A 24,564-nucleotide genomic window follows, 5' to 3' on the forward strand; every position below is an offset into this window, starting at 1 on the left:
TGGTCCCCGGAACGGAGCATGTGCCCCGCGACCGGAGCGGAGCTTTTCGGCGGCCTTTCAGACAGGCGCATCGGGCGACCTCACGCCCGCATAGAAGCCGGAAACCGATCCAAGCCATGCAGGCGTCTTCTGGCAAGGCACCCCGGTCGGGCCTGTGCCGGCAGACGCGCAAGGCCTGCGTCTTCGGTCTTGGGAGTGCAATCCGGCGCGGAACCGGAACTATCGGCCCGGCATGCCAGACACCGCGCGCTCTTGGCCGCTTGCGACGACCCGGCGTCGCCGCCCGCTTCCACAAGCGGACAATGTCACCGCAAGGGCAGATGGCGGAGACGAAGCCCGCCATTTTCCTGTTTTATCAGTAGCATGGCGTTGCACGATGGCCGCCAAACCCCACAAAAAGTGGGACTGCCTGTCGCCACCTGTTGCGCCCTGTCGCGCCCTGTTGCATTGTGAATGTGGGGTAATACGCCGGGTGTCAGAATGCCAAAGATGGCTGCGGAACTCTCCGCCATAGAGGTGAAGCGGCTTCAGCATCCGGGCCGGGGCCGGAACGTCCTGTTCCCGGTGGGTGGAGTTGCCGGGCTGGTGCTGCAAATCACGCCCAACGGCGGGCGCACTTGGCTGTTGCGGGTGCAGGTGGGAGCCAAGCGCCGGGAAATCGGCTTGGGCGGCTATCCCGATGTGACGCTGGCGATGGCCCGCGACCGGGCGCGCGAGGCAAAGGACCAGATACGGCGCGGCATCGACCCGGTGGAGGAACGCAAGGCGGCCAAGGCGGCGCTGATAGCTGCCCAGCACCGGGGCTTGTCCTTCGCGGATGCCGTGGACCGCTACCTTGCCGCCAAGCTGGATGCCTTCAGGAACGCCAAGCATCGCCAGCAATGGCGCAACACGCTCGACAGCTACGCCCTGCCGGACCTTGGCCCCATGCTGGTGCAGGACATTGGCACGCAGGACGTGCTGCGGGTGCTGACCCAGCCGGTGGACGACGCGGGCGGCACCCTCTGGCAAGGCAGGACCGAAACGGCATCCCGGCTGCGCGGGCGCATCGAGGCGGTGCTGTCCTGGGCGACGGTGGCAGGCCACCGCACGGGCGACAATCCGGCGCGCTGGGCCGGGAACCTGAAGGAACTGCTGCCCGCCCCGTCCAAGGTGGCGAAGGTGGGCAATCACCCGGCGGTGCAGATTGACGATGCGCCCCGCTGGTTCGCGGCCCTGCGCCAGCGCGAGGGCATGGGCGCGCGTGCGCTGGAGTTTGCGGCCCTGACCGCCACCCGCTCGCAAGAGGTGCGCGGCGCGCGCTGGGATGAAATCGACCTTGAGGCCGGGCTGTGGATTGTCCCGGCGGCACGGATGAAGATGGAGCGCGAGCATCGGGTGCCGCTGACGCCCGACGCGGTGGCGCTGCTGCAAGCCCTGCCGCGCTTCGCGGACAATCCGCTGGTGTTCCCGGCGGCCCGTGGGGGCGAGTTGTCCGACATGACCCTGAGCGCGGCCATGAAGCGGCTGCATCAGGCGGACCTGGATGCAGGCAACTCCGGCTTTGTGGACCGGGTGAGCAAGCGCCCGGCGGTGCCGCACGGGCTGCGGTCCACCTTCCGCGATTGGGTGGCCGAGCGGACGCACTATCCCGGCGACATGGCCGAGGTGGCGCTGGCGCATCGCGTGGCAAGCGCGGTGGAGGCATCCTACCGGCGCGGAGACATGGTGGAGAAGCGCCGCAGCATGATGGCGGCATGGGCGGATTACCTGACCGGCACGAGCCGGGCGGGCGGCAAGGTGGTGAGGTTGGGCTAGTGGCGGTTCCGAAGGATTATGTCTGGTTAGCGAAGGTCAGGGCAGAACTTGAGCGCGAGCACATGCGGAAAGCTGACTTGCTCACCGATGACGAGGCGAGGCTCACGGCGATAGAAAATACCATGGATGACATGTGGCAGTTGCTTGCCGCCATTCCAGTGTTTGCCCGATCTTCAACTGCGGAATGGGTAGTACTGGAGGCGCGGGACAAAGTGGACCCAGGCCTCATGCGCTGGCCTGCCGGCTACTATTCACTAACGGATAATGGCCGAGTGGACGTTCACACTTGCAAGCTTATCGGAGGCCTTTTCTCAGGCTCTGACCTTCTGGTTAGGTCTGCCGATTTCAAGGCTTGGCAGAAAGATAGAAAGCCTCGCAGCAAAGGGGGCAGGCCAGAGCATCCTGCAAAGGCATTGTATGCCAGCCAAGGATTCAAGCGAGGAGATAGGAGCATGAACGTACTCCAAAAGGAGATGGCATCCGTCACCGGAAAAGAGCCGCCAAGCGAGACGACCATCCGCACTTGGGAGCGTTCAGCGAAGTAATTTCAACGGGAACCCCCCTGCGAAAACCCTGATTCGGGTTTTCGTGGTTTCCGCAGTCTGACCTGACGCGGCGAGCCGCGCCAGATTGCACCCAACGCCAACCCGTTGGAGTGCATCGCATGGTCCCCGAAACCTACCTGTCCGACATTCAGCTTGCCGCCCGCTACAGCGTCCACCGCACTACGCCCTGGCGCTGGGCGAAGGCTGACCCGACCTTTCCCAAGCCGGTGACGCTGACGCCCGGCTGCACCCGCTGGAAGCTGTCGGAAATCGAGGCGTGGGAAGCGTCCCGCGCGAACGCCGCCGCATAAGGAAACCCCCACCCGAGGCAAACGGGCGGGGGCGGTAATATGTGCGGCGGGGATAGCTGCATCATACCGTTTCACGCCCGGCCCTTCAAGGAAAGAGGCCGAGACATGGCATCGAATGACCGCTGGTATTCAAGTCCGACGCAGGTTTTCTGGACCTGCGAAGCCCTTATCCGGGGCCGCATCATCAGCACGAAATCCGAAATACGGGCCGTTAAGGGCTGGCGTCTGGCCGCTATCGTCCACCGCCTGAAAGACGATTACGGCTGGCCCATCCTGACCGACTATCGCGGCCCGGAAAACGTGGCGCATTACCGGCTGGAACCCGGCACCGACATTGCCCGCCTGCGCTTCCCGCCCAGCGCCAAGAGCCTGGCCGATGGGCTGAAAAGCGGTGACGCATGACGGCGCTGCGGATTGCGCTGCTGGTGCAGCGGTTCGGCATTAGCCCCGATCAGGCGGTGATGCTGGCGGGCTTCGTGTGGGGCTGCGGCCATGAGTGACGCGCGCGCCCTGACCCTCGCCCTTCGCGGCAAGTGGTATCGCCGTTACGGGCTGGCCTGCTGTCCCGCGCATGGGGACCGGCGGCCCAGCCTGACCCTGGCCGATGCCCCGGACGGGCGGTTGCTTCTCAACTGCAAGACCGGGTGCAGCTTCCTGGACGTGTTGGCTGCCCTGCGCGACCGGGGGCTGGTGGACCGGATGGACCGCCCCCAGCCGCCCAGCGCATCCGAGATTGCCCGCCGCCGGGTCGAGGATGAAGCGGAGGCCGTGAAGCGGGAAAAGCACGCGCTGGCCGTCTGGAACGAGTCCATTCCCGTTCACGGCACCTTGGCGGACACCTACCTGCGGGGGCGGGGCATCACCTGCCCCCTGCCGGACAGCCTGCGCTTTCATCCGGCGTGCTGGCACGGGGCGACCGCCCAGCGCCTGCCTGCGCTGGTGGCGCGGGTGGACGGGCTGCCCCGGCTGGCCGTGCATCGCACCTACCTGCGGGCTGACGGCAGTGGCAAGGCCGAGGTGGACCCGCCCAAGGCGATGCTGGGCGCGGCGCTGGGCGGCGCTGTGCGAGTCGCTGACGGGGAGGGGCCGCTGGTGGTGGCCGAGGGCATCGAAACCGCCTTGAGCCTGCCCAGCGGGCTTCTGCGCGGCCCTGCAACCGTCTGGGCCGCCCTGTCCGCCGCAGGCATTGCCGGGCTGCGTCTGCCCGCTGGCATCCCGCACAAGCTGACCATCGCCCCGGACGGTGACACGGCAGGCCTTGAAGCCGCGCACAAGCTGGCCGAACGCGCGTCCGCCCTGGGCTGGACCGTGAGCCTCTTGCCTGCCCCGGATGGCCGGGATTGGAACGACATTCTCAAGCTGAAAGGGGCCGCCGCATGAACGCGATGCCCGATACCGTAACCCGGCTGCACGCCGATGAAACCGCCTTCACGTCCGAAGGCCCGCAGCCGCTCTTGCGGGAAATCCCGGCGGGCGAGGCTTATCCCGTTCACGCGCTGGGGCCGCTGCAAGCGGCGGTGGAGGCGGTGCAGGCCATGACGCTGGCCCCTGTCGCCATTCCTGCCCAAAGCGCCCTGGCGGTGGCATCGCTGGCGGTGCAGGGCTTCGCGGATGTGGAGACGCTGGGCGGACCCCGCCCGCTGTCGCTCTACGCCCTGACCATCGCCCGCAGCGGCGAGCGCAAGAGCGCGTGCGATGCGCCCCTGATGAGCGGGCTGCGCGCCTTCGAGCGCGAGCGGCATGAGGCACAATCGGGCGAGGTCAAGCGGTGGCGGGACCGCCACGAACTGTGGAGGGCGCAGCGCGAAAGCATCGTGGCCTCCGTGAAGAGAAAGGCGGGCAATAGCGGAAAGACGCAGACGGAAGCGCAGGCGGACCTTGAGGCGCTGGGCGAGGAACCCGCACCGCCGCCCAACCCTGACCGCACCGTGACCGAGCCGACCTATGAGGGGCTGACCCGGCTGTTCTTCGAAGGGATGCCGAGCCTTGGCATCTTCTCGGATGAAGGCGGGCAATTCCTGGGCGGCTTTGCCATGTCCACCGACAACCGGCAAAAGACCCTGGCCGCTCTGAATGACCTGTGGCAGGGCAACCCGATCCGCCGGACCCGGCAAGGCGAGGGCAGTTTCACCCTTCACGGGCGCAGGCTGGCGGTTCACCTGATGGTGCAACCCGGCGTGGCACGCGACTTCATGGCCGACCCCAAGGCCGACGACACGGGCTTCCTGCCGCGCTTCCTGATCTGCGAACCCGCCAGCACCATCGGCACCCGTCTGCACGCCCTGACACGGCAGGATGATGGGGCGGTGCAATCCTTCGCCCGGCAACTGCAAGGCATCCTGACCCGCGACCTGCCAATGGACCATCGAACGCGCGCGCTGGAGCCTCGCACGCTGAAACTGGACCCGGACGCCCGCGCCCTGCTGATCGAGTTTGCCGACAGCATCGAGGAACGGCAGGGGCCGGGGGGCGAGTTGTCGAGCGTGACCGGCTATGCGTCCAAGGCCGCCGAACAAGCCTGCCGCATCGCGGGCGTGCTGACCCTGTGGCGCCACCTGAACGCAGCGTCTGTCGAGGCCGAGGACATGGCGTCCGCAATCGAGCTGGCCGACTTCTACCTGTCCGAGGCGCTGCGGCTGGCCGACGCCGCGAAGGTGAGCGAGGAAACCGACCGGGCCGAGCGGCTGCGCCGCTGGCTGGTGGAGGAATGGCCGCACCCGGAGGTGCTGACCGGGGACGTTGTGCAGAAAGCCCCCATCCGGGCGCTGCGCGAGACCAAGGCCGCAACCGCTGCGCTGGGCACGCTCGAACGGCACGGCTGGGTGGCGGCGCTGCCCGCCGGGACCGTGGTGCGGGGCGCGGCCCGCTCTACCGCCTGGCGCATCGTGAAGGGGAGCAGCCATGCTGTTTGACGCCCGCGCCGCGCTGGCCCGCATCCGTGCCGAGACCCCTGCGGTTCCTGTCGAGGAAACGCGAACGGAACCGGCCCCCGGTGCTAATCGTGCTAATCGTGCTAAACCGCACCCACAGGCAACGGCTGATTTAGCACCTTTAGCACGTTTAGCACGCCCCCAGCCGTCCGGGCCGGAAAACGCGCCCATGCCCGGCGGTGCCGTTGTGCTTCCCCTTTACGGCCCTTCTTCCCGCCCGCCCCCTGCGCCCAGCAGCCCGGCTGTTCCCCTTCATGGGGGAATGGTGCGGCTGGACTGGTCCGGGGAATGGGTGAGCCGCGACCGCTGGGAGGTCATGTCGGACCTTGAACGCCACGGCCCGCAAGGGCGGCTGTTCTGCGGCAGGTGCTGGCGCTTGCAGAACCGCGACACGGCGCTGGCCTGCCTGGACGGGGAGGCTTGCCAATGAGGCGATATGCTGGACCCAAGGGGGCAGAACTGGCCGCCCGCCGCAAGGCCGCCGGGCTGACCCAGCGCCAGCTTGCCGCGAAGGCCGAGGTGGGCCGGACGGCGGTGCAGTATTGGGAAGCGGCCCCGCATCTGGACCCGCACGGCTGGGCAGTGAGCCGCATGGCCGAGGCGCTGGGCTGGGTGCTGGGGCCAGTTGTTTGCACCACTACGTACGCGCGCGGACATGGGCTGTTAGACCCCTTCGAGGCAATGGATGCCTGGGCTGCGCGCCAGCTTGCCGCGTATCGGGAACGAGAAGCCCAGCGCGCCGCCCGTCGCTGCGTCCGCTGCGGGGCCAAGACCCGCAAGGGCACGCCCTGCCGCAACAAGTCCGAGCCGGGCAAGCGCCGCTGCAAGTTTCACGGGGGGCTGTCCACCGGCGCGCGGACGCCCGAGGGCATCGAGCGTATTCGCCAAGCCCAGCGCCGCCGCTGGGCCAAGGCGCGGGACAAGTCAGCTTCCGCGCCGACCGGCAATCAGGCACCTGACCCGGCTGTGACCCGCGATTTATCAAAGGCCGTCCCCCATGCCCGCACCTGACCCGCACGGCATCACCATCGAGGAACGCCCGCAGGGCTGGGGCGTGCTGGTGGAAACCTTCATGCTGTCGGGACGCACGCAGCGCATGGCCCGTGCCAAGTGTATCCTGCGGAACCTGGCCGCGAACGGCTGGGCGTGCCGCTGGTGCGGCGGCCCGGTGCCCGAGTTCCGCCGCGCCGATGCCCGCTACTGTGGCGAAGGCTGCCGCAAACGTGCCGCCCGGTCCCGCCGGAAGGCAGAGGCGCGGGCTTCATTTCCAGACGCCGACGCGCGCGGGATGGGGTGATAGGGACGGACGCCCCGGATGCCCCGAAAAGCGGCTTGGCGCTGTCCCCTTCGCGCGCTGTGCCCCCTGCATGGGCCAGCCGCCCGGAAGAACCTGAAAGCCCCCGCCAGGATGGCAGGCCCGCCTGCACCCTAAGAAAACCCTAAGACGCCGTTGCCCCTTCATGGGGTGAAAGCCGCCCGCTATAAGGCGCTGGGCGGGCTGGCCCGCTTGAAAAACAAACAAGAGGAAATCAAGCGCATGGGGTGATGCCCGGCGGCCTGATTATGCCACGCCGTAAAAAGGGAGCCAGACGTGAGCCGGGCGCACCTTTTTTGTCGCGGTTTAGCGCAGGCGAATGGGGCTGCCGGTCCCGGCGGCAAGAGCGCCTGACTTTCCATCCGCCCCGCCCTTGCGCGCGCGTGAGACACGAAAACCTGTGTTAGCGTTCATGGCGCAGAAAGCCGCCGGTCCTGTCTGGAAGGCCGCCGCACCTTCTGACGCCCCCCCGGTTCAGGGACCGTGCCGAGCGGGGCTTCGCAATAGGGGCGCGCGAGGCCCGGGGCCGGGCTAGACTGTGGCGCGGGAAAACGAGGTTGGCATTGGCATGGCGCTGGCCGCAAACCCCTGCCTGCGCCGGGCTAAACAGGGTTGGGGATGCCAACTCGGGTGCAGCCGTGAGCGCCGCGCAGCCCGCGTGAAGTTCTACCCTATCCGCCGGGCAGCTTTCGGGGAAAACGCATCGGGGCCGCCGGTCACGGAAGGGACGGGGTGCCTTAAACTCCGGGGGGGGCGGGATGAAAGCTGGCAGGCTTCTGTCCGCTGACCGGCAGCCCAGCGCGCAGCACGCATCTGCGATTCAGGAAAAGGGCTAGGCCGCTGATTCAGCGCGCATGGACAGGAACAGGACACGCCGCGTCCACCTGTCGCACCACGCAGCAACCAAGCGTTTTCAGTATGGCGGGCATTTCGGCGGGTAAGTCGTCAAAACCGCCAAAATATCTATTGGAATCAATAGGTCGTGGCGGAGACGAAGGGATTCGAACCCTCGAGACGGTTTCCCGCCTGCACCCTTAGCAGGGGTGTGCCTTCGACCACTCGGCCACGTCTCCGCCGCGGGGTCTAGCAGCAGGAAGCCGAGGGAAACAAGGGCTTTCTGGAAGCAGACGCGAGAAATCTGCGGCGTCTGCTGCACAGCGCCACAGCACAGGACGACGCAAGAACGCGCATGGATATATGGCGAAAATTTGGCGACGCCTGTTCCCGCAGCGTTCCATCACGTTGAAGCTGGAGGATTAGGCGGCGCCTCCTGCAGGGCAATCCCGGTCCGCACCGTCAGGTCCAGCATCTGCTCGCGAGAGAGCACCAGAGATCGTCGCTATGAGGCCATCTGAAACATTCGAGGCTACCGCAGCACGTTGACTTGGTTTCCAACTGCGGGGGCGCAGAAGGTCCTCAGCGGACGCTCGTTCGATGCGTCGTGCCGCAGCTTGATTCACTCATGCCGCCCTTCGTGTCCTCTGCAGCTTTCATGAGCGCCTACGTTCGCGCTACCCAACGAAGCGTTCCATTCCTGTAGCAGCAAACCTGTCCTCCAAGTCTCGGTCCGGCTTATCCGCCCAGCGGCAAGCTGCTCCAGCACGGCACAACGCTGCTAACGGAGCGAACCCCAAAGGCAGCTTTCACGAAGCGGGTGGCGGCCTTCGGGCGTGTAGCGATAATCTGAAGCTCAGTCATGACGGCGGGCCATCACGACCACCCTGCAAGTGTCAGCCACCTCCCGCAGAACCACGCCTCCCCTGCAAGCCCGGCTCGGTCGGTGCGCTATTCGGCCGGTTCCGCTTCAGGAAAGGTCCAGGTGCCGCTCAGGACCTCGGGTCGGGGCCGGTAGAGGCGAACCATGTAGTTCCACCCCGGGTCGATCGGCAGGCAGTTCGGGATGTCGCCCTCGCAGCCGCCGAACTGCACCGAGACCGAGCCGTCCGCGGCCGTCTTCGCGGTGATGTTGTTGACCGAGTAGGCGTTCAGGTCGTTCGGCGCGAAGTAGCCTTGCGCGTTGTAGCGGCTGATCGACCAGAAGCCGTCGACCGGCACGTCGGGCGGCACGACGAGCCGATATACCGTCTCGCCGTCGTTCCTGGCGGGCGTGACGTTGAGGTAGAGCGCATCCTTCTCGGGATTGCCGCCCCAGGCCGAGGCGGTACCGATCAGGTGTCGGACCGGATCGACCTCGTCGGCGGTGCCGAACATGCCGTGGGTGTCCGGCAACGACTCGGCCAGCACGAGAAGCGCGTCGCGGATGCGGTCCTGGCTGGCCTTGTCCCACCTGGGCACCTCGAAGGTGCCGGGGCCGCCCGGCTGCTCGATCCGCATGGCATCCTGCAGGCGGTGCACGGCCTCGACATCGGTAGGGTCCTCGGGGTCGACGAGGGTGCGCGCCGATCATGGCATAGCGCGTGCCGACCCCATCCCGGTCGTAGGTGTAGCTGCCGGCGTCATAGCGGGTGTCGATGACGTAATGATCGCCGGTGATGACGATCACCGACCGGAACCGGCCTTCGGCCTCGGGCAGGACGATGGTCACGGGACCGGCGTCAAGGTCCACGACCGCCGTCGAGTAGAGGGTGTCGCGATTGGCCCGGATGACGGTCTGCGTGTCGATCTCCATCGGCGTGCGGTGATGGAAGAAGCGCCCGATCCCCTCGGCCTCGGCAACCGTGTGACCGAAGTAGGGCGCTGCCATCCGCATCGTGGATGCTGACGAGGTAGAACTGACCCGCGCCGAGGCGCTTGGTGGCGACATAGGCAAAGGTGAAGGTCACCCCCGCGGATCGACCGGATAGGCGTCGGGGTCGCTGTAGCCGTTCTGCAGCGCCTGCACGAGTTCGGCTGGAACGGGAAAGGTCCACTGTCCTTCCGGTGTGAAGAACCCCGGGTAGAAGGCATCATAGCGCGCCTCGAGCCAGGCCCGAGCCTCCTGGGCGGCCGCGTCGAGCAGCGTTGTCATCTCGGCGTCGGGCGCAAAGGGCTGGCCCTTCTCGATCCCGATCGACCGGAGGTAGTCGATCATCAGGCGGTCGCGTTCGAGCCAGGGTTCGCTCTGGACGATGCGGGTGAGGTTCTGGAAGAAGCTCGCGTCGTAGCGGATGGTGGCGTCGAAGAGGACGTCCCAGGCGTCGGTGTAGACGGTGGGGGGCGGGTTGCCGGCCTCGGCCAGGGGATAAACCTCGACCTGCATGGCGTAGGCGCGGGCACGCTCGACCTCGTCCTCGTCGTGACTGGCGAGGGTCGAGCGGAACAGCATGTAGCCCCCGAACGTGTCGGACTGCAGGGCCGTAAAACCCTCCGGCACGGGATCGGCATGGCCGGGCAGTAGCAGCACGAACTTGCCCCCCTTGCCCTGATCGGCGCCGTGCAGTCCCAGGTCCTCGATCGGCACCTGCCAGGTGGTGACGATGTTGCCGTTGAGCGAGCCGCCCTCGGCAGGCGGGATCTCCAGCACGACGGGTCCGTCCGTCAGGTCGAAGAACGCCATGAAGTAGAGCGTGTCGGGGCTGGCGTCAGGGTCTGGTTCTTCAGGTGAGGGGCTTGCTCCAGTAGACGACCTGGTTCACCTCGCCGTCGGTCTTGGTGAGCATCTCCTGCAGCATGAGGTCGTAGTTGACGGCAGGCATGCCCCATATCACCGCCTCGACGGCACGCCGCTCGATGGCGGCGCGCTCGGGTGCAGCCGGCGTGGCTTCCTCGGCAGAGGTTGTAACGGGGATAAGCGTTGCAAGGGCAAGGGCGGCAAGAAGGGCTGCTCTCATGACGAACTCACTCCTGACGGTTCAGCACGCGCCGGTCTCCACCCGCCGGATGGGTATCTTCCGGTGCATCGAAGGAGCCGATCCTGGCATTGGCCCGTCAACGATGCCTTGTCAGTCGCATGCAGACTGGCAGCCTTCGGGCAGAAACAGGGCACGGCAGAACGCCAGCAGCAATGTGGATCTCAACCTGTCTGTCTTGCGATCATTCCAGTCGGTAACAGCGCTTACCATGTGCCTCCCGTTTCGCTGACAGGATTTGATTTCGTGGTGCCGCCCGGACCCGCGTTCGTGCAACCGAGCCTGAATGGCCCGATCAATGAGGTTTCAGCGCGGTGAAATGCGTTGCCCGGAAATCTGGGATGGGCCGCTCTCTTTGAGGAGGGTGCATTCCCTCTTGCATGTCCACCATCAGGTCCGACATCCGATCGCGGGGAACGACCAGCACCTCCGTGTCATCCATTGTCACGGTCAGCCCCGCAGGCGTCATGCCGATGCAAGCGGACAGGACCGGCGCCTTGATCTGTTGCCAGATCGCGGGGTGACGGGCGGTTGCGTGACGGCCGGTGCGGCACCGGCTTCCACGGCCGCAAGACGCGCCAGATGCCGAGCAGGTCCGCCTGCGCACCTCCTCCACGGCCTTGAGGCGGGCGGCAAGGTCGCCCGGCTCAGCGCGCAGTTCGTCAACTTGTCGCCGTTCAGGTCGACCGCCGGGGGCAGCCGTCCCGGCGAGGACCGGGCGGCGGATCACTATGTGATGGCTAGCCATTCCGCCGAGGCGCAAGCAGCCGTTCATCGACGGGGCGGATCATCGACGAAACAGAGGCGCTTGCCCCTGCCCGTCCGCGCTACCCGACAGCCGCGGCTTTGCGACTGACCCGAGACGTTCTCAGATCGGAGCAGAGGCCGAACTCGATCCGGCCCGGCCCGACCTCACTGGCCGAACCCGATTGAAGCGCCAGCCCCTCGGGACGTCCCCGACCTTCTCAGGCGTTGAACAGGAAGTGCAGGACGTCGCCGTCCTTGACCTCGTAGGTCTTGCCCTCGACGCGGAACTTGCCGGCTTCGCGGGCGCCCGCCTCGCCCTTGCCCGCGACGTAGTCCTCATAGGCGATGGTCTCGGCGCGGATGAAGCCCTTCTCGAAGTCGCCGTGGATCACGCCCGCGGCCTGGGGGGCGAGCGTGCCGCGCGTGATCGTCCAGGCGCGCGCCTCCTTGGGGCCCACGGTGAAATAGGTCTGCAGGCCGAGAAGCGCATAGGCCGCGCGGATCAGGCGGTCGAGGCCCGCCTCCTCCAGCCCCATCTCGGACAGGAACATCTGCGCCTCGTCCGCGGGAAGCTGGCTGATCTCTTCCTCGATGCGGGCCGAGATGACCACGTGGCCCGCGCCCTGCTCTTTCGCCATGGTGGCGACAGCGTCCGAGAAGGCGTTGCCCGTGGCCGCGTCTTCCTCGGCCACGTTGCAGACGTAAAGAACCGGCTTGGCGGTCAGCAGCTGCAGCATGTCCCAGGCCTTGCGGTCGTCCTCGGCCACCGTGATGGTGCGGGCGGGGCGGCCTGCCTCCAGCGCGTCCCGGGCCTGCTTCAGCAGGCGCTCCTGCGCCACGGCTTCCTTGTCGCCGCCCTTCAGCTTGCGCTGGAGGTTCGCAAGCCGCCGCTCGACCGATTCGAGGTCGGCGATCATCAGCTCGGTCTCGATGGTCTCGGCATCGGCCACGGGGTCCACGCGGCCCTCGACATGGGTGATGTCCCCGTCCTCAAAGCAGCGCAGGACATGGGCGATGGCGTCCACCTCGCGGATGTTGGCCAGGAACTGGTTGCCCAGGCCCTCGCCCTTGCTGGCGCCCTTCACAAGGCCCGCGATGTCCACGAAGGTGATGCGGGTCGGGATGATCTGCTTGGACCCGGCGATTTCGGCCAGGGTGTCCAGCCGCGGATCGGGAACGGCGACCTCGCCCACGTTCGGCTCGATCGTGCAGAAGGGGAAATTGGCGGCCTGCGCCGCGGCGGTGCGCGTCAGGGCGTTGAACAGAGTGGACTTGCCGACATTCGGCAGCCCGACGATACCCATGCGAAAGCCCATGATCCGATCCCTTCCAGCTTTGGCGCGCTATCTAGGTCACGGGGACCGGGGCGTAAAGCGGGCCGCGCTGGCGCTTTGGGGGCGGCGCCGGTAAAGCTTGAGGCGCGACGCAAGCAGAAGGCCCCGGCATGACCCTCGACACCCCTCAGCGCCCCGCCACCCGCATCGACAGGCTGTTCGCCCGGCTGTCGTCCGAGGACCGCAAGGCCTTTGTCGCCTACATGATGGCCTTCGACCCCGATCGCGACAGCTCGCTGGAGATCATGCGCGGGCTGCCCGGCGCGGGGGTGGACATCATCGAGCTGGGGATGCCCTTCACCGATCCCATGGCGGACGGGCCGACGATCCAGCTGGCCGGGCAGCGGGCGCTGGCGGCGGGCGGCAGCGTCTCGGGCGTGCTGGAGATGGTGCGCGACTTCCGCAGGCACGACGCGGACACCCCGGTCGTGCTGATGGGCTATTACAACCCGATCTATGCGCGGCTGGGTGGCGTGGACCGCTTCCTGGCGGAAGCCGCCGAGGCGGGCGTGGACGGGCTGATCGTCGTGGACCTGCCGCCCGAGGAGGATGCCGAACTGTGCATCCCCGCGCAGGAGGCCGGGCTGAACTTCATCCGGCTGGCAACCCCCACGACCGACGACCGGCGCCTGCCGGCGGTCGTCAGGAACACCTCGGGCTTTGTTTACTATGTCAGCGTGACGGGCATCACCGGTGGCCCTGCGGCGGACGCGGCCGAGGTCGCCCCCGAGGTCGCGCGCATCCGCAAGGCGGCGGGCCTGCCCGTCGTCGTGGGCTTCGGCATCTCGACCCCCAAGGCGGCCGAAGCGGTGGCGAAGGTCGCCGACGGCTGCGTCGTGGGCTCGGCCATCGTGCGCCAGATCGGCGAGGGCAAGCCCGTGGCCGAGGTGATGGACTTCGTGCGCAGCCTGGCGGAAGGTGTGCACCGGGCCTGAACGCGGCCCTTGCGGAGCTGCTGCAAGGGGGCGCTGCCCCCGCCCTCCGGGCTCCCCCGGGATATTTGATCGAAGAAGAAGCACATGCCGGACAAGCGGGCGACAGATGCGGTGATCCGGGACGCCGATGCCGGGGACGCGGCCGGGATCGCGGCCATCTGGAACCCGATCATCCGCGACACCGCCATCACCTTCTGGCCGACCGAGCGCAGCGAGGCCGAGATCGCCGGGATGATCGGGGCGCGGCAGGCGGCGGGCCATGCCTTCCTGGTGGCCGAAACGCCCGACGGAATCGCTGCATTCGCCACCTACACCCAGTTCCGCGGCGGCGCGGGCTATGCCCGGGCGCTGGAGCATTCGATCCATGCCCATTCGGGCTTTCGCGGGCAGGGCCTTGGCGCGGCGCTTCTGGCGGCGGTCGAGGATCATGCGCGGGCGCGGGGCGGGCGGCTGATGATCGGCGGCATCACAGGGTCCAACGCAGGTTCGCTGCGCTTCCACGAACGGCACGGTTATGCGCGCTGGGGCGTCATCCCGGCCGCCGGGTGGAAGTTCGAACAGTTCCATGACCTCGTGCTGATGGGCAAGGACCTAGCTCGGCCCGACGATGGCATTCCCGGCAGCTAGTATTTCTGCCGCCCTTTTCCATGACCTTCTCTTTCGCTAGGGTCGGGATCATGGACGACCTCGCGCTTGCCGCCCACGCGCCTCCGCACCTGCCCCCGCCCCGCGGGTTCTGGCAGCGTATCGGTGATCGGCTGGCCGCGCTGATGGGGGGGACGCGCGCGGCCGTGCCGCCGGAACGCTCGGTCGCCTTCACCATCGGCGTGATCGCGCTGGGCGCGAAGATCGCCAAGGCCGACGGCCGCGTCGCGCGCGAGGAGGTCGCGGCCTTCCGCCGCATCTTCAAGATCCCGCGCGCCGAGGAACGCCACGCGGCCCATGTCTTCGACCTGGCGCGCAAGGACGTGGCGGGCTTCGACCTCTGGGCGGAACGCCTGGCACGGATGTTCCCGCCGGGCGACCCGGTGCTGGTGGACGTCCTGGACGGGCTTTACGTCATCGCCACCTCGACCGCGCACGACCTGCACGAAGCCGAACAGGTCTTCCTGGACGAGGTCGCGCGTATCTTCGGCATCTCGTCCGCGGATCACGCCGCCATCCGTGCCAGCCGCCTGCCCGACGCCCCCCGCTGCCAGTGCTGCGAGGTTCTGGGCATTCCGCCGGGCACGCCGCTGGACCAGGCGCGCAAGCGTTATCGCGAACTGATCCGCGAGAACCATCCCGACCGCGCGCAGGCCCACGGACTGCCCCCCGAGGCGGTGCGGCTGGCCGAATCGCGCACCCGTGCGATCAACGAGGCCTGGGCCTCCTGGCGCGCGCAATACGGCTGAAGGAACCGGTGCCTGCCCTGAAAGGTTGGCAGGGCGCGCGGGATCGTCCCGCCCGATCGCAGGACCGCCTCGGATGAGCCGCTTCGCCCTGACCGCCGCCCTGGCGCTTTCCCTTGCCGGTTCGGCGCTGGCGCAGGGCACGCCCTTCGAGATGCCGCGGGCCGACGACCCTCCGCCGGGCGCGGACACGTCCCCTGAACTGCCGGACAGCGAGGGCGGCAGCCTGCTGGAAGGCCTGCTGAATGATTTCGTCACCCGCGCCCAGCCACACCTGGAGGGGCTCGCGCGCGACATGGGCGGGCTGATGGAGGATTATCGTCCCGTCTTCGAGGAACTGTCGAAGCTGATGGACGACATCGGCAACTACCAGATGCCGCCCGAGCGTCTGCCCAACGGCGACATCCTGATCCGCCGCAAGGCCGATGCGCCGCCGCCTCCGCCGCTGGGGGATCTGCAGAACCTTCTGCCGGAACCCGCGCCGGGGCCCACGCTGCCCCCGGACACAGGCGGGAACGAGATCACGCTCTAATAGCGCAGCCTCGCGAATTGCGAGCGGTCCGAGGCCGCCCTTGCCTGCCCCAGCGTGACGATGCCCTGGCGTTCCAGCAGCGGGATCATGCGGCGGAAGACCTCGGCCGTCGCCAGCGCATCGCCCAGGGCCGTGTGACGGGCGCCGATCTGCACGCCCAAGCGCGCGGCGATGGCCTCGAGGCTGTGGCTTTCCTCGGCCGGGTGCAGGATCGAGGACAGAAGCAGCGTGTCCAGCACCGGATGATCGAAGCGCAGGCCGGTTGCGGCTTCCTTCAGCTTGAGGAAGCGCATGTCGAAGGCAACGTTGTGGCCCACCAGAACGCTGCCCTCGGCAAAGCGGTGGAAGACCGGCAGGACCTGCGCGATGGCGGGCTTGCCGCGCACCATCTCGTCGCGGATGCCGTGGATGGGGATGCCCGCCTCGGGGATGGGGCGTTGCGGATCGACAAGCTGGTCGATGGTTTCCCCGTTCAGGATGCGGCTGTTCAGGATGCGGACGGCGCCGAGCTGGATGATTTCGTCCCCGCCCATGGGATCGAGGCCGGTGGTCTCGCAGTCGAAGACGGTGAAGGCCAGTTCCGACAGGGGACGCGCGTCCCCGGCATCCGCGTGGGCGGCCGCGAACAGGTCGAAGTCGTAGAACTCGGGCCGTCCGCCGATCGGCGCATCGGCGGGCGCGGTCTCGACGGCGGCGAGCGGCAGCAGCAGGCGGAAGAAGGGCCGCCCGTCATCGCGGTTGCGGTCCAGCCAGATCTCTCCGCCGTGCCGGTCCACCACGTCGCGGACCGAGGCTGCCGCCGCGCAGGATTCGGTTCGCTCGTCCGGCAGGGCGCTGAGGTCGCGGGGGTCAATCGGGGGGGCGCCCTCGCGCAGAACCCAGCCCAAGTCCAGATGCGCGTGGCTGCCCGCCCGCGCCAGCCGAAGCCACAGCACCGGATCGCCGCCCAGCGACAGGATGCGTGCCGCAAGGTGGTCCAGTGCCGCGATCAGGCCGAAGCTGTCGATCCGCAGCCACAGGTCGTCCTCGACCGGAAGGGTGGTGATCGGCGCATTGGCCGTCCCTTGCAGCTTGCGGATCGCGGCTGCCATCAGGTCCGTGGCCAGCATGTCGTGCAGCGGCCAGCGCGCGGAAAGTTCCGCGCCCGGCTCGTCCTCGGACAGCAGCCGGTCGCGCATCCGCGCCACCTCGTCCCGGATCACGCCCAGGAAGCGGTCGTGGTCGGCAGGCGCGAGGTCGGGATAGTCCAGCATCTCCAGCGCGGCCTGCATGTTGGCGATCGAGGCGCGGCCCTGCTCGGCCATGCGCAGCAGTGCCCCCTCGCGCCGCGCCTGGCGCTGCTGGTCGCGGGTGATGTCGTCCACCAGCAGGACATAGCCCCTCAGCCGGTTGTCCGCGGCCTCGGCGTGGCGGACGGGGGCAAGGCTGATGCGCAGCAGGTGCCCCAGCGGGGTCGCGGTCACGACCTGCGCGACGGCGGCATGGGGCGAGACGCCACGCGCGATCCGCCCTTCCACCGTTTCCAGCGCATGGGCGATGGCGGCGGTGTCCAGCACGGCATGGATCGAGCGCCCCAGTCCCACCAGTTCGGCCCCGTCCTGCGGCGACAGGTTGCGCGCAAGCCTGCGCATCCGCGCGTTGAACAGCAGGATGCGGCCGTCGCGATTGCAGACCACGACCGCGTGGTCCAGTTCGTCCATCAGCGTGGCCAACTGGTCGCGCTGCTCGGCGACGCTGCGGCTGGCCTGCTCGACAAGCCGCGCCATCTCGGCGCGCAGTTCCTGCCGGTCGCGGGCGAGGCTCTCGATCTCGGCGGCCAGTGCGCGGGTGGCGGGCGTGGCCGGCGCCAGTTCGGGCAGGCCGGCCGCGTTTTCCTGCGCGGCGAGGATGCGCGTGGCCGCCAGCAGCCGCGAAGGCGCAAGCACCCAGGCCCGGTAAAGCCGCCGGGCCAGCCACCCGGCCAGAAGCGCCGCCGCCAGCCACCACAGGATCAGCACCATGCCATGGGTTTCCAGCGCCGCGGTCCCTGCCGCGCGCAGCGCCGCGCCCTGGGGACCCAGCGCGCCCAGAAACAGTGCCGCACCCAGGACGACCCACAGCGCCAGCGCGGCCCCGGGGGCCAGCACGGCCGCCACGAGACCGCGCCCGCTCATGTCAGAAGCCCGCGGATACGCTCCAGCAGCTCGGCGGTGGCGAATGGCTTGGTGACATAGGCGTCCGCCCCGGCCCCGAGGCCGCGCGCCATGTCGGTCGGCCGCGCCTTGGCGCTGAGCATCAGGATGCGCGTGCCCGCGATGGAGGGATCGGCGCGCACCGCCTCGCAGACCTCGAATCCCGTCAGGCCTGGCATCGTCGCGTCCAGCAGGACCAGCGACGGACGCTCGCGGCGGATCAGGTCCAGTGCCCCGGTGCCGTCCCCGGCGGTCAGGATGCGGTGGCCCTCGCGCCGCAGCATGAACTCCAGCGAGACAAGGATGTTCGGCTCGTCGTCGGCGATCAGGACGGTCCGGGTCATGCCGATCCCTCGCTTTCCGGCAGGGGCAGGCGGATCACGAAGCAGGTCCCTTCGGCGGGCTCGACCCCAAGCGTGCCGCCGTGGCCTTCCACGATGCGGCGGCTGATGGGCAGGCCGAGGCCCGTGCCGGGCGGGCGTGTCCCTTGCGGTCCAAGGCGGCGGAAGGGCTGGAACACGGCCTCGCGCTGCTCGGGCGGGATGCCGGGGCCGTTGTCCCGGACGCGGATCACGGCCTCGCGCCCGGCCTCAAGGCTGATCGTGATCTGCCCGCCCCCGTCCGGCACCACCCTGGCGGCGTTCGACAGCAGGTTCAGCAGCACCTGCAACAGCCGGTCGCGGTCGCCGGGCGCCACCACGGCCCCGGCCGGCAACTCCAGCGCGATCCGCGCGTCCTTGCCGGCCAGCAAGGGCGAGGCCAGCCGCACGGCCTCGCGCAGCAGATCGCCAAGATCCACGGCCTCGCGCCGAAGCTCGGCCTGATCCGACCCCAGCCGCGCCACGTCCATCACCTCGTCCACCAGCCGCCCCAGCCGCTGCGACTCGGCGGCGATGATGGACAGGAAGCCCTGCCTCTCGGCGCCGTCCATGTCGGGGGCCTGCATCATCATTTCGGACAGGGCGCGGATCGTGGTCACGGGGGTCCGCAGCTCGTGGACAAGGGCGGCGACCGCCTCCTCCTGCCACAAGGGCGCGCGGTCGGCCCCGGCGCTCATACCGCCAACCGGAAATGCTGGGTGATCCAGGCGCGGAAATCGGCCACGATCGCCAGCGCCTGCTTGAGGCCCTGCCGGTTCAGCGTTCCCAGCGCGTCCAGCCGGATCAGGTTGCCCGGCGCGCGCCCCTCGGCCAGCTGGGCCAGGTTGCTGTCCAGCTTGACGGCCATCAGCAGGTGCAGCGCGTCCGTCAGGTCGCGCGCGCGTGCCGCGTCCATGTGGCCCGCCTCCACCAGCGCGGCCAGCCGGTCGGCCGTCGAGAGTTGCGGCAGGCGGTATTGCAGCGCCAGCGCCCGCGTCCCCTGCACAAGCGGGAATATCCCGAGCTTCTTGATATCGATCTCGGCCGCCGCGCGCCCCGTCAGCCCCGGCAGCCACCGCCACCAGCTTCCGTCCTGCGAGAAGCTGTGCACCGAGCCCGCGAAATGCGCGAGATAGGCGTCGTTGCCCGCCATCAGGCGGCCCATGTGCGCCCGCAGCTCCTCCAGCAGGCGCGCGTCGCCCGCGACCGGCAGCGCATCCATGAAGATCGCAAGGTTCATCGGACCCTCGGGGTCGCTGCCGTGGACCCAGCCGCCGATGGCGCTGCGGAAACCCGAGACGGTCTGCCGCCATTCAGGGCGGCTGGCCATGATCCCGCCCGGGCACGGCGGATAGCCGAAGTCGGCCAGTGCGGCGGTGAAGGCCTCGGCCGCCTCGGCGGCGGCGCGGGGGTCGTAGCCGTCGCGCAGGATCAGCCCGTTGTCCTGGTCGGTGCGCATGATCTGCTCGCCCCGCCCCTCGCTGCCCATGACGATGAGGCAGCTGTCCTCGCGCAGGTGGGGGTCCGCGACCAGTTCCCACAACCGGCGGAAGACGGCGCGGTTCAGTTCGTTGACCATGCCGGCAATCACCTCGACCCGGACGCCGTCGCCGTGCAGCACACCCACCAGCGGGGCGATCTGGTCGGCGGCGGACTTGAGTTCGGCGACCGTCTCGGCCTGGGCGGCGGCCAGCGCGATCAGGTGGGAATGGTTGGCCAGGAAGCTCATCAGGTCCAGCTGGCCCAGAACGCCGACCACCTGGTCGCCCTGGCGGACGACGACGCGGTGGACCCGGTGGCGCAGCATCAGGATCATCGCCTCCAGCAGCTCGGCATCGATCGGGACCGACACGGCGGGAAAGCTCGCGACCTCGCGCACGGGGATGGCGGCGGGCGGGCGGTCCAGCAGCAGCACGTCCCGCAGGTTGGTGGTGGTGAAGACCCCCAAGCGCCCCTCGTCCCGGACAAGGGCGTCGCCCAGGCCGCGCTCGGCCAGCTGGCGGCACAGCGTCAGGACATCGAGGCCCCCCTCGACCACGAAGGCCTTGCGCAGAAAGGCATCGCCCACGCGCGAATGGATCAGCGACAGCGCCTCGCGCCGGACATGGGGATCGGCGGGCGCGTCAAGGGAAACGGCCGGACCCGAAGGTCCGGCCGCAGTTTCGTGCAGGGGGCGCTCGCCGCTCAATGCGCCGAGGCCGCGGCCGCGCCGATCCCGGTCTCGGACCGGATCTGCTGCGGCACGTAGCCCGCCTTGTCGATCGCGGCACGCCGGCTCTTGTCGGTGACCGAGAAGAGCCAGATCCCCAGGAAGGCCAGCGTCATCGAGAAGAGCGCGGGCGAGGTGTAGGGGAAGGGCGCCGAGCCCGCCTCGTTGCCCAGCGTGGCTTCCCAGACCGACGGCGACAGGACCGTCAGCACCACCGACGAGATCAGCCCCAGGAAGCCGCCGATCACCGCGCCGCGCGTGGTCATCCCGCTCCACAGCAGGGACAGGAACAGCACCGGAAAGTTGGCCGAGGCCGCCACGGCGAAGGCCAGCGACACCATGAAGGCGATGTTCTGCTTTTCGAACAGGATGCCCAGCAGGACCGTCACGACGCCCAGCGCCAGCACGGTGATGCGCGACACCCGCAGTTCGGCCGCGCTGTCGGCGTGCCCCTTGCGGACGACGGTCGCATAGATGTCGTGCGACACGGCCGAGGCCCCCGACAGCGTCAGGCCCGCCACGACCGCCAGGATCGTCGCGAAGGCCACCGCCGAGATGAAGCCCAGGAAGATGTTGCCGCCGACGGCGTTGGCCAGGTGCACGGCCGCCATGTTGTTGCCGCCGATCAGGGGCGCGCCCAGAACGCCGCCTTCCAGGAAGGCCGGGTTCGTCAGCACGAAGGTGATGGCGCCGAAGCCGATGATGAAGGTCAGCATGTAGAAGTAGCCGATCCACACCGTCGCCCACATCACCGACTTGCGCGCTTCCTTGGCCGAGGGAACGGTGAAGAAGCGCATCAGGATATGGGGAAGGCCGGCGGTGCCGAACATCAGCGCCATGCCGAAGGAGATGGCCGAGATCGGGTCCTTCACGAAGTTGCCCGGCCCCATGATCGACCGCCCGGCCGTCGCCGCCTCGTCGGGCGCCTGGCCCGCGCCGGTGGCGATGTCGGTCTTGATGCGGACGGATTCGGCGAACAGGCGCTCGAAGCTGAAGCCGTAGGCCGACATGACCATGAACGCCATGAAGGACGCCCCGCCCAGCAGCAGGCAGGCCTTGATGATCTGCACCCAGGTTGTCGCGGTCATGCCGCCGAACAGCACGTAGATCATCATGAGCCCGCCCACGATCACCACGGCGACCCAGTATTCCAGCCCGAACAGCAGCTTGATCAGCTGTCCCGCGCCGACCATCTGCGCGATCAGGTAGAAGGCCACCACGACCAGCGTGGAAATGGCGGCGAACATCCGCACCGGGGTCTGCTCGAACCGGAAGGCCGCCACGTCGGCAAAGGTGAACTTGCCGAGGTTCCGCAGCCGTTCGGCCATCAGGAAGGTCAGGATCGGCCAGCCGACAAGGAAGCCGATCGAATAGATCAGCCCGTCGAAGCCGCTGGCCATCACCGCGGCCGAGATCCCCAGGAACGAGGCCGCCGACATGTAGTCGCCCGCGATGGCAAGGCCGTTCTGGAAGCCGGTGATGCCGCCGCCCGCGGTATAGAAGTCGGCCGCCGACTTGGTGCGCCCCGCCGCCCATTTAGTGATGAACAGCGTCAGGACGACGAAGACCGCGAACATGCCGATGGCAGTCCAGTTGGTCGGCTGACGCACCGCCTCGCCTTCGATGGCGCCGGCGGCCATGACGGCCGACGGGACCGCAGCCAGCGCGGAAAGGCCGAGCACGCGGCCGATGGTCAGGAAAGCCCTCATTTCAGCGCCTCGCGCTTGATGCGATCGGTCAGGTCGTCATATTCGCGGTTCGCCCGCAGCACGTAGATCGCGGTCACGACGATGGTGAACAGGATCACCCCGAAACCGATGGGAATGCCCCAGGTCATGACGCCGTCGCCGATCGGCGTGGCCAGCGTCTGCTTGCCAAACGCCACCAGCAGGACGAAGCCGTAATAGACGATCAGCATGGCGATGGTCAGCGTCCATCCGAAACGGAGCCTTCGGGTCCGAAGCTCGTTGTAATTCGGATTGGATGCGATGCGTTGCAGCATCGGGTCCAGCATGGGAATGTCCCTCCTCCCTAGGTATCTGCCCTTTTCTTGTCCGGGACGCGCCGGCGATGCGCCGCGTTCCCGGTTCCTTCTGCCGGGCTGGGACGGGTCCGGGCCCTCCCCAGCCCGGTGGCACGATCCGCGTCAGGCGCGGTTCATGCGGTTCTCGATCAGTTCGTTGACGACGCTCGGGTCCGCCAGCGTCGAGGTGTCGCCGAGGCTGCCATAGTCGTTCTCGGCGATCTTGCGCAGGATGCGGCGCATGATCTTGCCCGACCGCGTCTTGGGCAGGCCCGGCGCCCACTGGATCAGGTCGGGCTTGGCGATGGGCCCGATCTCGGTCCTGACCCAGGTCTCGAGGTCCTTCCGAAGGTCCTCCGAGGGCATGACGTCGTTCATCACCGTGACATAGGCATATATGCCCTGCCCCTTGAGATCGTGCGGATAGCCGACCACGGCGGCCTCGGCGACCTTGGGATGGGCGACCAGCGCGCTCTCGATCTCGGCCGTGCCCATGCGGTGGCCCGACACGTTGATGACGTCATCGACGCGGCCGGTGATCCAGTAATACCCGTCCTCGTCCCGCCGGCATCCGTCGCCGGTGAAGTAATAGCCCGGATACTGCGAGAAATACGCCTCCTCGAAGCGCTGGTGGTCGCCCCAGAGCGTCCGCATCTGCCCCGGCCAGCTGTCGGCGATGGCCAGCACGCCCTCGGCCGGGTTGCCCTCCTGCACGGCGCCGGTGCTGGCGTCCAGCACTTCGGGCCTGACCCCGAAGAAGGGCAGCGTCGCCGCGCCGGGCTTGGTCTCGATCGCGTAAGGCAGGCTGGTGATCATGTGCCCGCCGGTCTCGGTCTGCCAGAAGGTATCCACGATCGGGCATTTCCCCTTGCCCACGTGCTTGTCGTACCAGACCCAGGCCTCGGGGTTGATCGGCTCGCCCACGGAACCGAGGATGCGCAGGCTCGACAGGTCGTATTTCTCGACCCACTCGGGCCCCTGGCCCATGAGGCTGCGGATGGCGGTCGGCGCGGTGTAGAACTGCGTGACCTTGTGCTTCTCGCAGACGGCCCAGAAGCGGCCGGCGTCGGGATAGGTGGGCACGCCCTCGAACATCAGGGTCGTCGCCCCGTTCGCCAGCGGGCCGTAGACGATGTAGCTGTGGCCCGTGACCCAGCCCACGTCGGCGGTGCACCAGAAGACGTCGCCGTCTTGGTAGTCGAAGGTGTACTGATGCGTCATCGACGCATAGGCTAGGTAGCCGCCCGTCGTGTGGACGACGCCCTTGGGCTTGCCCGTGGACCCCGAGGTGTAAAGGATGAACAACGGGTCCTCGGCCCCCATCGGGCGGGCGGGGCAGTCGGGGCTCGCGTGCTCCATCAGGTATTTCACGTCAACGTCGCGGCCCTGCACCCAGGTCGTCTGGTCGCCCGTGTGTTTGACGACAAGGCAGCGCACCCTGTCCGAGCAGTGCAGCAGCGCCGCGTCGGTGTTCGACTTCAGCGCCGTCTTGCGGCCGCCGCGCGCCGCGGTGTCCGAGGTGATGACCAGCTTGGCGCCGCAGTCGTTGATCCGGTTCGCCAGCGCGTCGGGCGAGAAGCCCGCGAAGACGATGGAATGGATCGCGCCGATCCGGGCGCAGGCCAGCATCGCATAGGCGGCTTCCGGGATCATCGGCAGGTAGATCACGACGCGGTCGCCCCGCATCACGCCCTGGCTCAGCAGGACGTTGGCAAAGCGGTTCACCTTTTCCGACAGCTCGGCATAGGTGATGTGCTGGGCGGGCTGGTCGGGATCATCCGGTTCGAAGATAATCGCCGTCTGCTTCGCGCGCTTGGGCAGATGGCGGTCCACGCAGTTCACGCAGGCGTTCAGCACCCCGTCCTCGAACCACTTGATCGAGACCTGGCCCAGCGTGAAGTCCGTGTCCTTGACCTTCGTATAGGGCTTGATCCAGTCGAGGCGCTTGCCCTCGCGGCCCCAGAACCCGTCAGGGTCCGACAGCGATTCCGCATAACGCGCCTTGTAATCCTCAGGCGTCACGTGGGCCTTGGTGAACCCTTCGGGAATGGGATGCCTGGCAACGGCTTCGACGGACGACATGTGACCTCCCTTGCACTTGTAGGCCCGCGACGGCTCCCCCCGGCGCAGGAACCCGGACGGCGACGCATCCGGGCTGAACCAAGCCTAACAATGGT

General features: G+C 68.2%; 23 protein-coding genes, 1 tRNA gene and 2 pseudogenes. 12 read left to right on the forward strand and 14 right to left on the reverse strand.

Annotated elements, in window-relative coordinates:
• Positions 1–480 precede the first annotated feature (480 nt).
• The 8 genes from CK240_RS09240 to CK240_RS09270 all read left to right on the forward strand — a co-directional run bounded on the left by CK240_RS09240 (position 481) and on the right by CK240_RS09270 (position 6,880).
• Positions 481–1,797 (forward strand): tyrosine-type recombinase/integrase, encoded by a 1,317-nt coding sequence (locus tag CK240_RS09240; protein WP_095640057.1) that lies wholly within the window; start codon positions 481–483, stop codon positions 1,795–1,797.
• Positions 1,797–2,342 (forward strand): hypothetical protein, encoded by a 546-nt coding sequence (locus tag CK240_RS18245; RefSeq protein WP_135058817.1) that lies wholly within the window; start codon positions 1,797–1,799, stop codon positions 2,340–2,342. The genes CK240_RS09240 and CK240_RS18245 overlap by 1 nt, the downstream gene beginning before the upstream one ends.
• 119 nt (positions 2,343–2,461) lie before the next feature.
• Positions 2,462–2,653 carry a helix-turn-helix transcriptional regulator gene (locus CK240_RS09245; RefSeq protein WP_095640058.1) on the forward strand — a complete coding sequence of 64 codons (192 nt, stop codon included), beginning with the start codon at positions 2,462–2,464 and terminating at the stop codon, positions 2,651–2,653.
• A 105-nt stretch (positions 2,654–2,758) separates the two neighbouring features.
• A complete protein-coding gene (locus CK240_RS09250; RefSeq protein ID WP_095640059.1) occupies positions 2,759–3,055 on the forward strand; it encodes a hypothetical protein in 297 nt (98 codons plus the stop codon).
• Positions 3,056–3,145: 90 nt separating this feature from the next.
• Positions 3,146–4,033 carry a DUF7146 domain-containing protein gene (locus tag CK240_RS09255; RefSeq protein ID WP_095640060.1) on the forward strand — a complete coding sequence of 296 codons (888 nt, stop codon included), beginning with the start codon at positions 3,146–3,148 and terminating at the stop codon, positions 4,031–4,033.
• Positions 4,034–4,038: 5 nt separating this feature from the next.
• A complete protein-coding gene (locus tag CK240_RS09260; protein WP_167650007.1) occupies positions 4,039–5,565 on the forward strand; it encodes a YfjI family protein in 1,527 nt (508 codons plus the stop codon).
• Between the two features lie 444 nt (positions 5,566–6,009).
• A complete protein-coding gene (locus CK240_RS09265) occupies positions 6,010–6,594 on the forward strand; it encodes a helix-turn-helix domain-containing protein (protein ID WP_095640062.1) in 585 nt (194 codons plus the stop codon).
• The gene (locus tag CK240_RS09270; RefSeq protein WP_095640063.1) at positions 6,581–6,880 is read left to right on the forward strand and encodes a hypothetical protein; all 300 of its coding nucleotides are present in this window, start codon (positions 6,581–6,583) and stop codon (positions 6,878–6,880) included. Before CK240_RS09265 ends, CK240_RS09270 begins: the two co-directional genes overlap by 14 nt.
• 1,001 nt (positions 6,881–7,881) lie before the next feature.
• Here the strand turns inward: CK240_RS09270 and CK240_RS09275 are convergent.
• The 7 genes and pseudogenes from CK240_RS09275 to ychF all read right to left on the reverse strand — a co-directional run bounded on the left by CK240_RS09275 (position 7,882) and on the right by ychF (position 12,749).
• Positions 7,882–7,971 (reverse strand) — tRNA-Ser (locus CK240_RS09275).
• Between the two features lie 712 nt (positions 7,972–8,683).
• A complete protein-coding gene (locus tag CK240_RS18955) occupies positions 8,684–9,253 on the reverse strand; it encodes a DUF1214 domain-containing protein (RefSeq protein WP_205957799.1) in 570 nt (189 codons plus the stop codon).
• 175 nt (positions 9,254–9,428) lie between these two features.
• Positions 9,429–9,662 (reverse strand): annotated as a pseudogene (locus tag CK240_RS19580) (DUF1254 domain-containing protein); the annotation flags it as partial.
• Positions 9,663–9,677: 15 nt separating this feature from the next.
• Positions 9,678–10,406, reverse strand: a pseudogene (locus tag CK240_RS09285) (DUF1254 domain-containing protein); the annotation flags it as partial.
• Between the two features lie 28 nt (positions 10,407–10,434).
• Positions 10,435–10,668 (reverse strand): hypothetical protein, encoded by a 234-nt coding sequence (locus CK240_RS09290; RefSeq protein WP_095640065.1) that lies wholly within the window; start codon positions 10,666–10,668, stop codon positions 10,435–10,437.
• A 313-nt stretch (positions 10,669–10,981) separates the two neighbouring features.
• A complete protein-coding gene (locus CK240_RS18965) occupies positions 10,982–11,128 on the reverse strand; it encodes a hypothetical protein (RefSeq protein WP_205957800.1) in 147 nt (48 codons plus the stop codon).
• Between the two features lie 523 nt (positions 11,129–11,651).
• The gene (ychF, locus tag CK240_RS09295; RefSeq protein WP_095640066.1) at positions 11,652–12,749 is read right to left on the reverse strand and encodes a redox-regulated ATPase YchF; all 1,098 of its coding nucleotides are present in this window, start codon (positions 12,747–12,749) and stop codon (positions 11,652–11,654) included.
• A gap of 128 nt (positions 12,750–12,877) precedes the next feature.
• Between ychF and trpA the strand changes: the two genes are divergently transcribed.
• From trpA to CK240_RS09315, 4 genes are all read left to right on the forward strand, one after another.
• Positions 12,878–13,702, forward strand: a complete 825-nt coding sequence (trpA, locus tag CK240_RS09300; RefSeq protein WP_095640067.1) for a tryptophan synthase subunit alpha — start codon at positions 12,878–12,880, stop codon at positions 13,700–13,702.
• A gap of 84 nt (positions 13,703–13,786) precedes the next feature.
• Complete coding sequence (locus tag CK240_RS09305) at positions 13,787–14,329, forward strand: GNAT family N-acetyltransferase (RefSeq protein WP_240517354.1); 543 nt, start codon at positions 13,787–13,789, stop codon at positions 14,327–14,329.
• Between the two features lie 50 nt (positions 14,330–14,379).
• Positions 14,380–15,096, forward strand: a complete 717-nt coding sequence (locus CK240_RS09310) for a molecular chaperone DjiA (RefSeq protein ID WP_095640068.1) — start codon at positions 14,380–14,382, stop codon at positions 15,094–15,096.
• A 73-nt stretch (positions 15,097–15,169) separates the two neighbouring features.
• Positions 15,170–15,625 carry a hypothetical protein gene (locus CK240_RS09315; RefSeq protein ID WP_095640069.1) on the forward strand — a complete coding sequence of 152 codons (456 nt, stop codon included), beginning with the start codon at positions 15,170–15,172 and terminating at the stop codon, positions 15,623–15,625.
• Here CK240_RS09315 and CK240_RS09320 read toward each other — a convergent pair.
• The 7 genes from CK240_RS09320 to acs form a co-directional block, all read right to left on the reverse strand.
• On the reverse strand, positions 15,622–17,778 hold the full coding sequence (locus CK240_RS09320) for an exonuclease domain-containing protein (protein ID WP_095640070.1): 2,157 nt from the start codon (positions 17,776–17,778) through the stop codon (positions 15,622–15,624). The genes CK240_RS09315 and CK240_RS09320 overlap by 4 nt on opposite strands.
• A complete protein-coding gene (locus CK240_RS09325) occupies positions 17,775–18,140 on the reverse strand; it encodes a response regulator transcription factor (protein ID WP_095640071.1) in 366 nt (121 codons plus the stop codon). Before CK240_RS09325 ends, CK240_RS09320 begins: the two co-directional genes overlap by 4 nt.
• Complete coding sequence (locus CK240_RS09330; RefSeq protein ID WP_095640072.1) at positions 18,137–18,853, reverse strand: sensor histidine kinase; 717 nt, start codon at positions 18,851–18,853, stop codon at positions 18,137–18,139. Before CK240_RS09330 ends, CK240_RS09325 begins: the two co-directional genes overlap by 4 nt.
• Positions 18,850–20,343, reverse strand: a complete 1,494-nt coding sequence (locus tag CK240_RS09335; RefSeq protein WP_240517356.1) for a DUF294 nucleotidyltransferase-like domain-containing protein — start codon at positions 20,341–20,343, stop codon at positions 18,850–18,852. The genes CK240_RS09330 and CK240_RS09335 overlap by 4 nt, the downstream gene beginning before the upstream one ends.
• On the reverse strand, positions 20,340–22,004 hold the full coding sequence (locus CK240_RS09340; protein ID WP_240517363.1) for a cation acetate symporter: 1,665 nt from the start codon (positions 22,002–22,004) through the stop codon (positions 20,340–20,342). The genes CK240_RS09335 and CK240_RS09340 overlap by 4 nt, the downstream gene beginning before the upstream one ends.
• A 65-nt stretch (positions 22,005–22,069) precedes the next feature.
• Positions 22,070–22,378, reverse strand: coding sequence for a DUF485 domain-containing protein (locus CK240_RS09345; protein ID WP_095640074.1), 309 nt, complete (start codon positions 22,376–22,378; stop codon positions 22,070–22,072).
• Between the two features lie 132 nt (positions 22,379–22,510).
• Positions 22,511–24,469, reverse strand: a complete 1,959-nt coding sequence (acs, locus tag CK240_RS09350) for an acetate--CoA ligase (protein WP_095640075.1) — start codon at positions 24,467–24,469, stop codon at positions 22,511–22,513.
• Positions 24,470–24,564: the final 95 nt, after the last annotated feature.

Source organism: Paracoccus salipaludis, from assembly GCF_002287065.1.
In the GTDB taxonomy this organism is placed as follows: Bacteria; Pseudomonadota; Alphaproteobacteria; order Rhodobacterales; family Rhodobacteraceae; genus Paracoccus; species Paracoccus salipaludis.

Bases quoted from the DNA above. Each gene is read 5' to 3' on its own strand.
- CK240_RS09240 (WP_095640057.1), top strand. From the start codon at position 481: ATGCCAAAGATGGCTGCGGAACTCTCCGCCATAGAGGTGAAGCGGCTT.
- CK240_RS09245 (WP_095640058.1), top strand. From the start codon at position 2,462: ATGGTCCCCGAAACCTACCTGTCCGACATTCAGCTTGCCGCCCGCTAC.
- CK240_RS09250 (WP_095640059.1), top strand. From the start codon at position 2,759: ATGGCATCGAATGACCGCTGGTATTCAAGTCCGACGCAGGTTTTCTGG.
- CK240_RS09255 (WP_095640060.1), top strand. From the start codon at position 3,146: ATGAGTGACGCGCGCGCCCTGACCCTCGCCCTTCGCGGCAAGTGGTAT.
- CK240_RS09260 (WP_167650007.1), top strand. From the start codon at position 4,039: ATGCCCGATACCGTAACCCGGCTGCACGCCGATGAAACCGCCTTCACG.
- CK240_RS09265 (WP_095640062.1), top strand. From the start codon at position 6,010: ATGAGGCGATATGCTGGACCCAAGGGGGCAGAACTGGCCGCCCGCCGC.
- CK240_RS09270 (WP_095640063.1), top strand. From the start codon at position 6,581: ATGCCCGCACCTGACCCGCACGGCATCACCATCGAGGAACGCCCGCAG.
- CK240_RS09290 (WP_095640065.1), bottom strand. From the start codon at position 10,668: ATGAGAGCAGCCCTTCTTGCCGCCCTTGCCCTTGCAACGCTTATCCCC.
- CK240_RS18965 (WP_205957800.1), bottom strand. From the start codon at position 11,128: ATGGATGACACGGAGGTGCTGGTCGTTCCCCGCGATCGGATGTCGGAC.
- ychF (WP_095640066.1), bottom strand. From the start codon at position 12,749: ATGGGCTTTCGCATGGGTATCGTCGGGCTGCCGAATGTCGGCAAGTCC.
- trpA (WP_095640067.1), top strand. From the start codon at position 12,878: ATGACCCTCGACACCCCTCAGCGCCCCGCCACCCGCATCGACAGGCTG.
- CK240_RS09305 (WP_240517354.1), top strand. From the start codon at position 13,787: ATGCCGGACAAGCGGGCGACAGATGCGGTGATCCGGGACGCCGATGCC.
- CK240_RS09310 (WP_095640068.1), top strand. From the start codon at position 14,380: ATGGACGACCTCGCGCTTGCCGCCCACGCGCCTCCGCACCTGCCCCCG.
- CK240_RS09315 (WP_095640069.1), top strand. From the start codon at position 15,170: ATGAGCCGCTTCGCCCTGACCGCCGCCCTGGCGCTTTCCCTTGCCGGT.
- CK240_RS09320 (WP_095640070.1), bottom strand. From the start codon at position 17,778: ATGAGCGGGCGCGGTCTCGTGGCGGCCGTGCTGGCCCCCGGGGCCGCG.
- CK240_RS09325 (WP_095640071.1), bottom strand. From the start codon at position 18,140: ATGACCCGGACCGTCCTGATCGCCGACGACGAGCCGAACATCCTTGTC.
- CK240_RS09330 (WP_095640072.1), bottom strand. From the start codon at position 18,853: ATGAGCGCCGGGGCCGACCGCGCGCCCTTGTGGCAGGAGGAGGCGGTC.
- CK240_RS09340 (WP_240517363.1), bottom strand. From the start codon at position 22,004: ATGGCCGCCGGCGCCATCGAAGGCGAGGCGGTGCGTCAGCCGACCAAC.
- CK240_RS09345 (WP_095640074.1), bottom strand. From the start codon at position 22,378: ATGCTGGACCCGATGCTGCAACGCATCGCATCCAATCCGAATTACAAC.
- acs (WP_095640075.1), bottom strand. From the start codon at position 24,469: ATGTCGTCCGTCGAAGCCGTTGCCAGGCATCCCATTCCCGAAGGGTTC.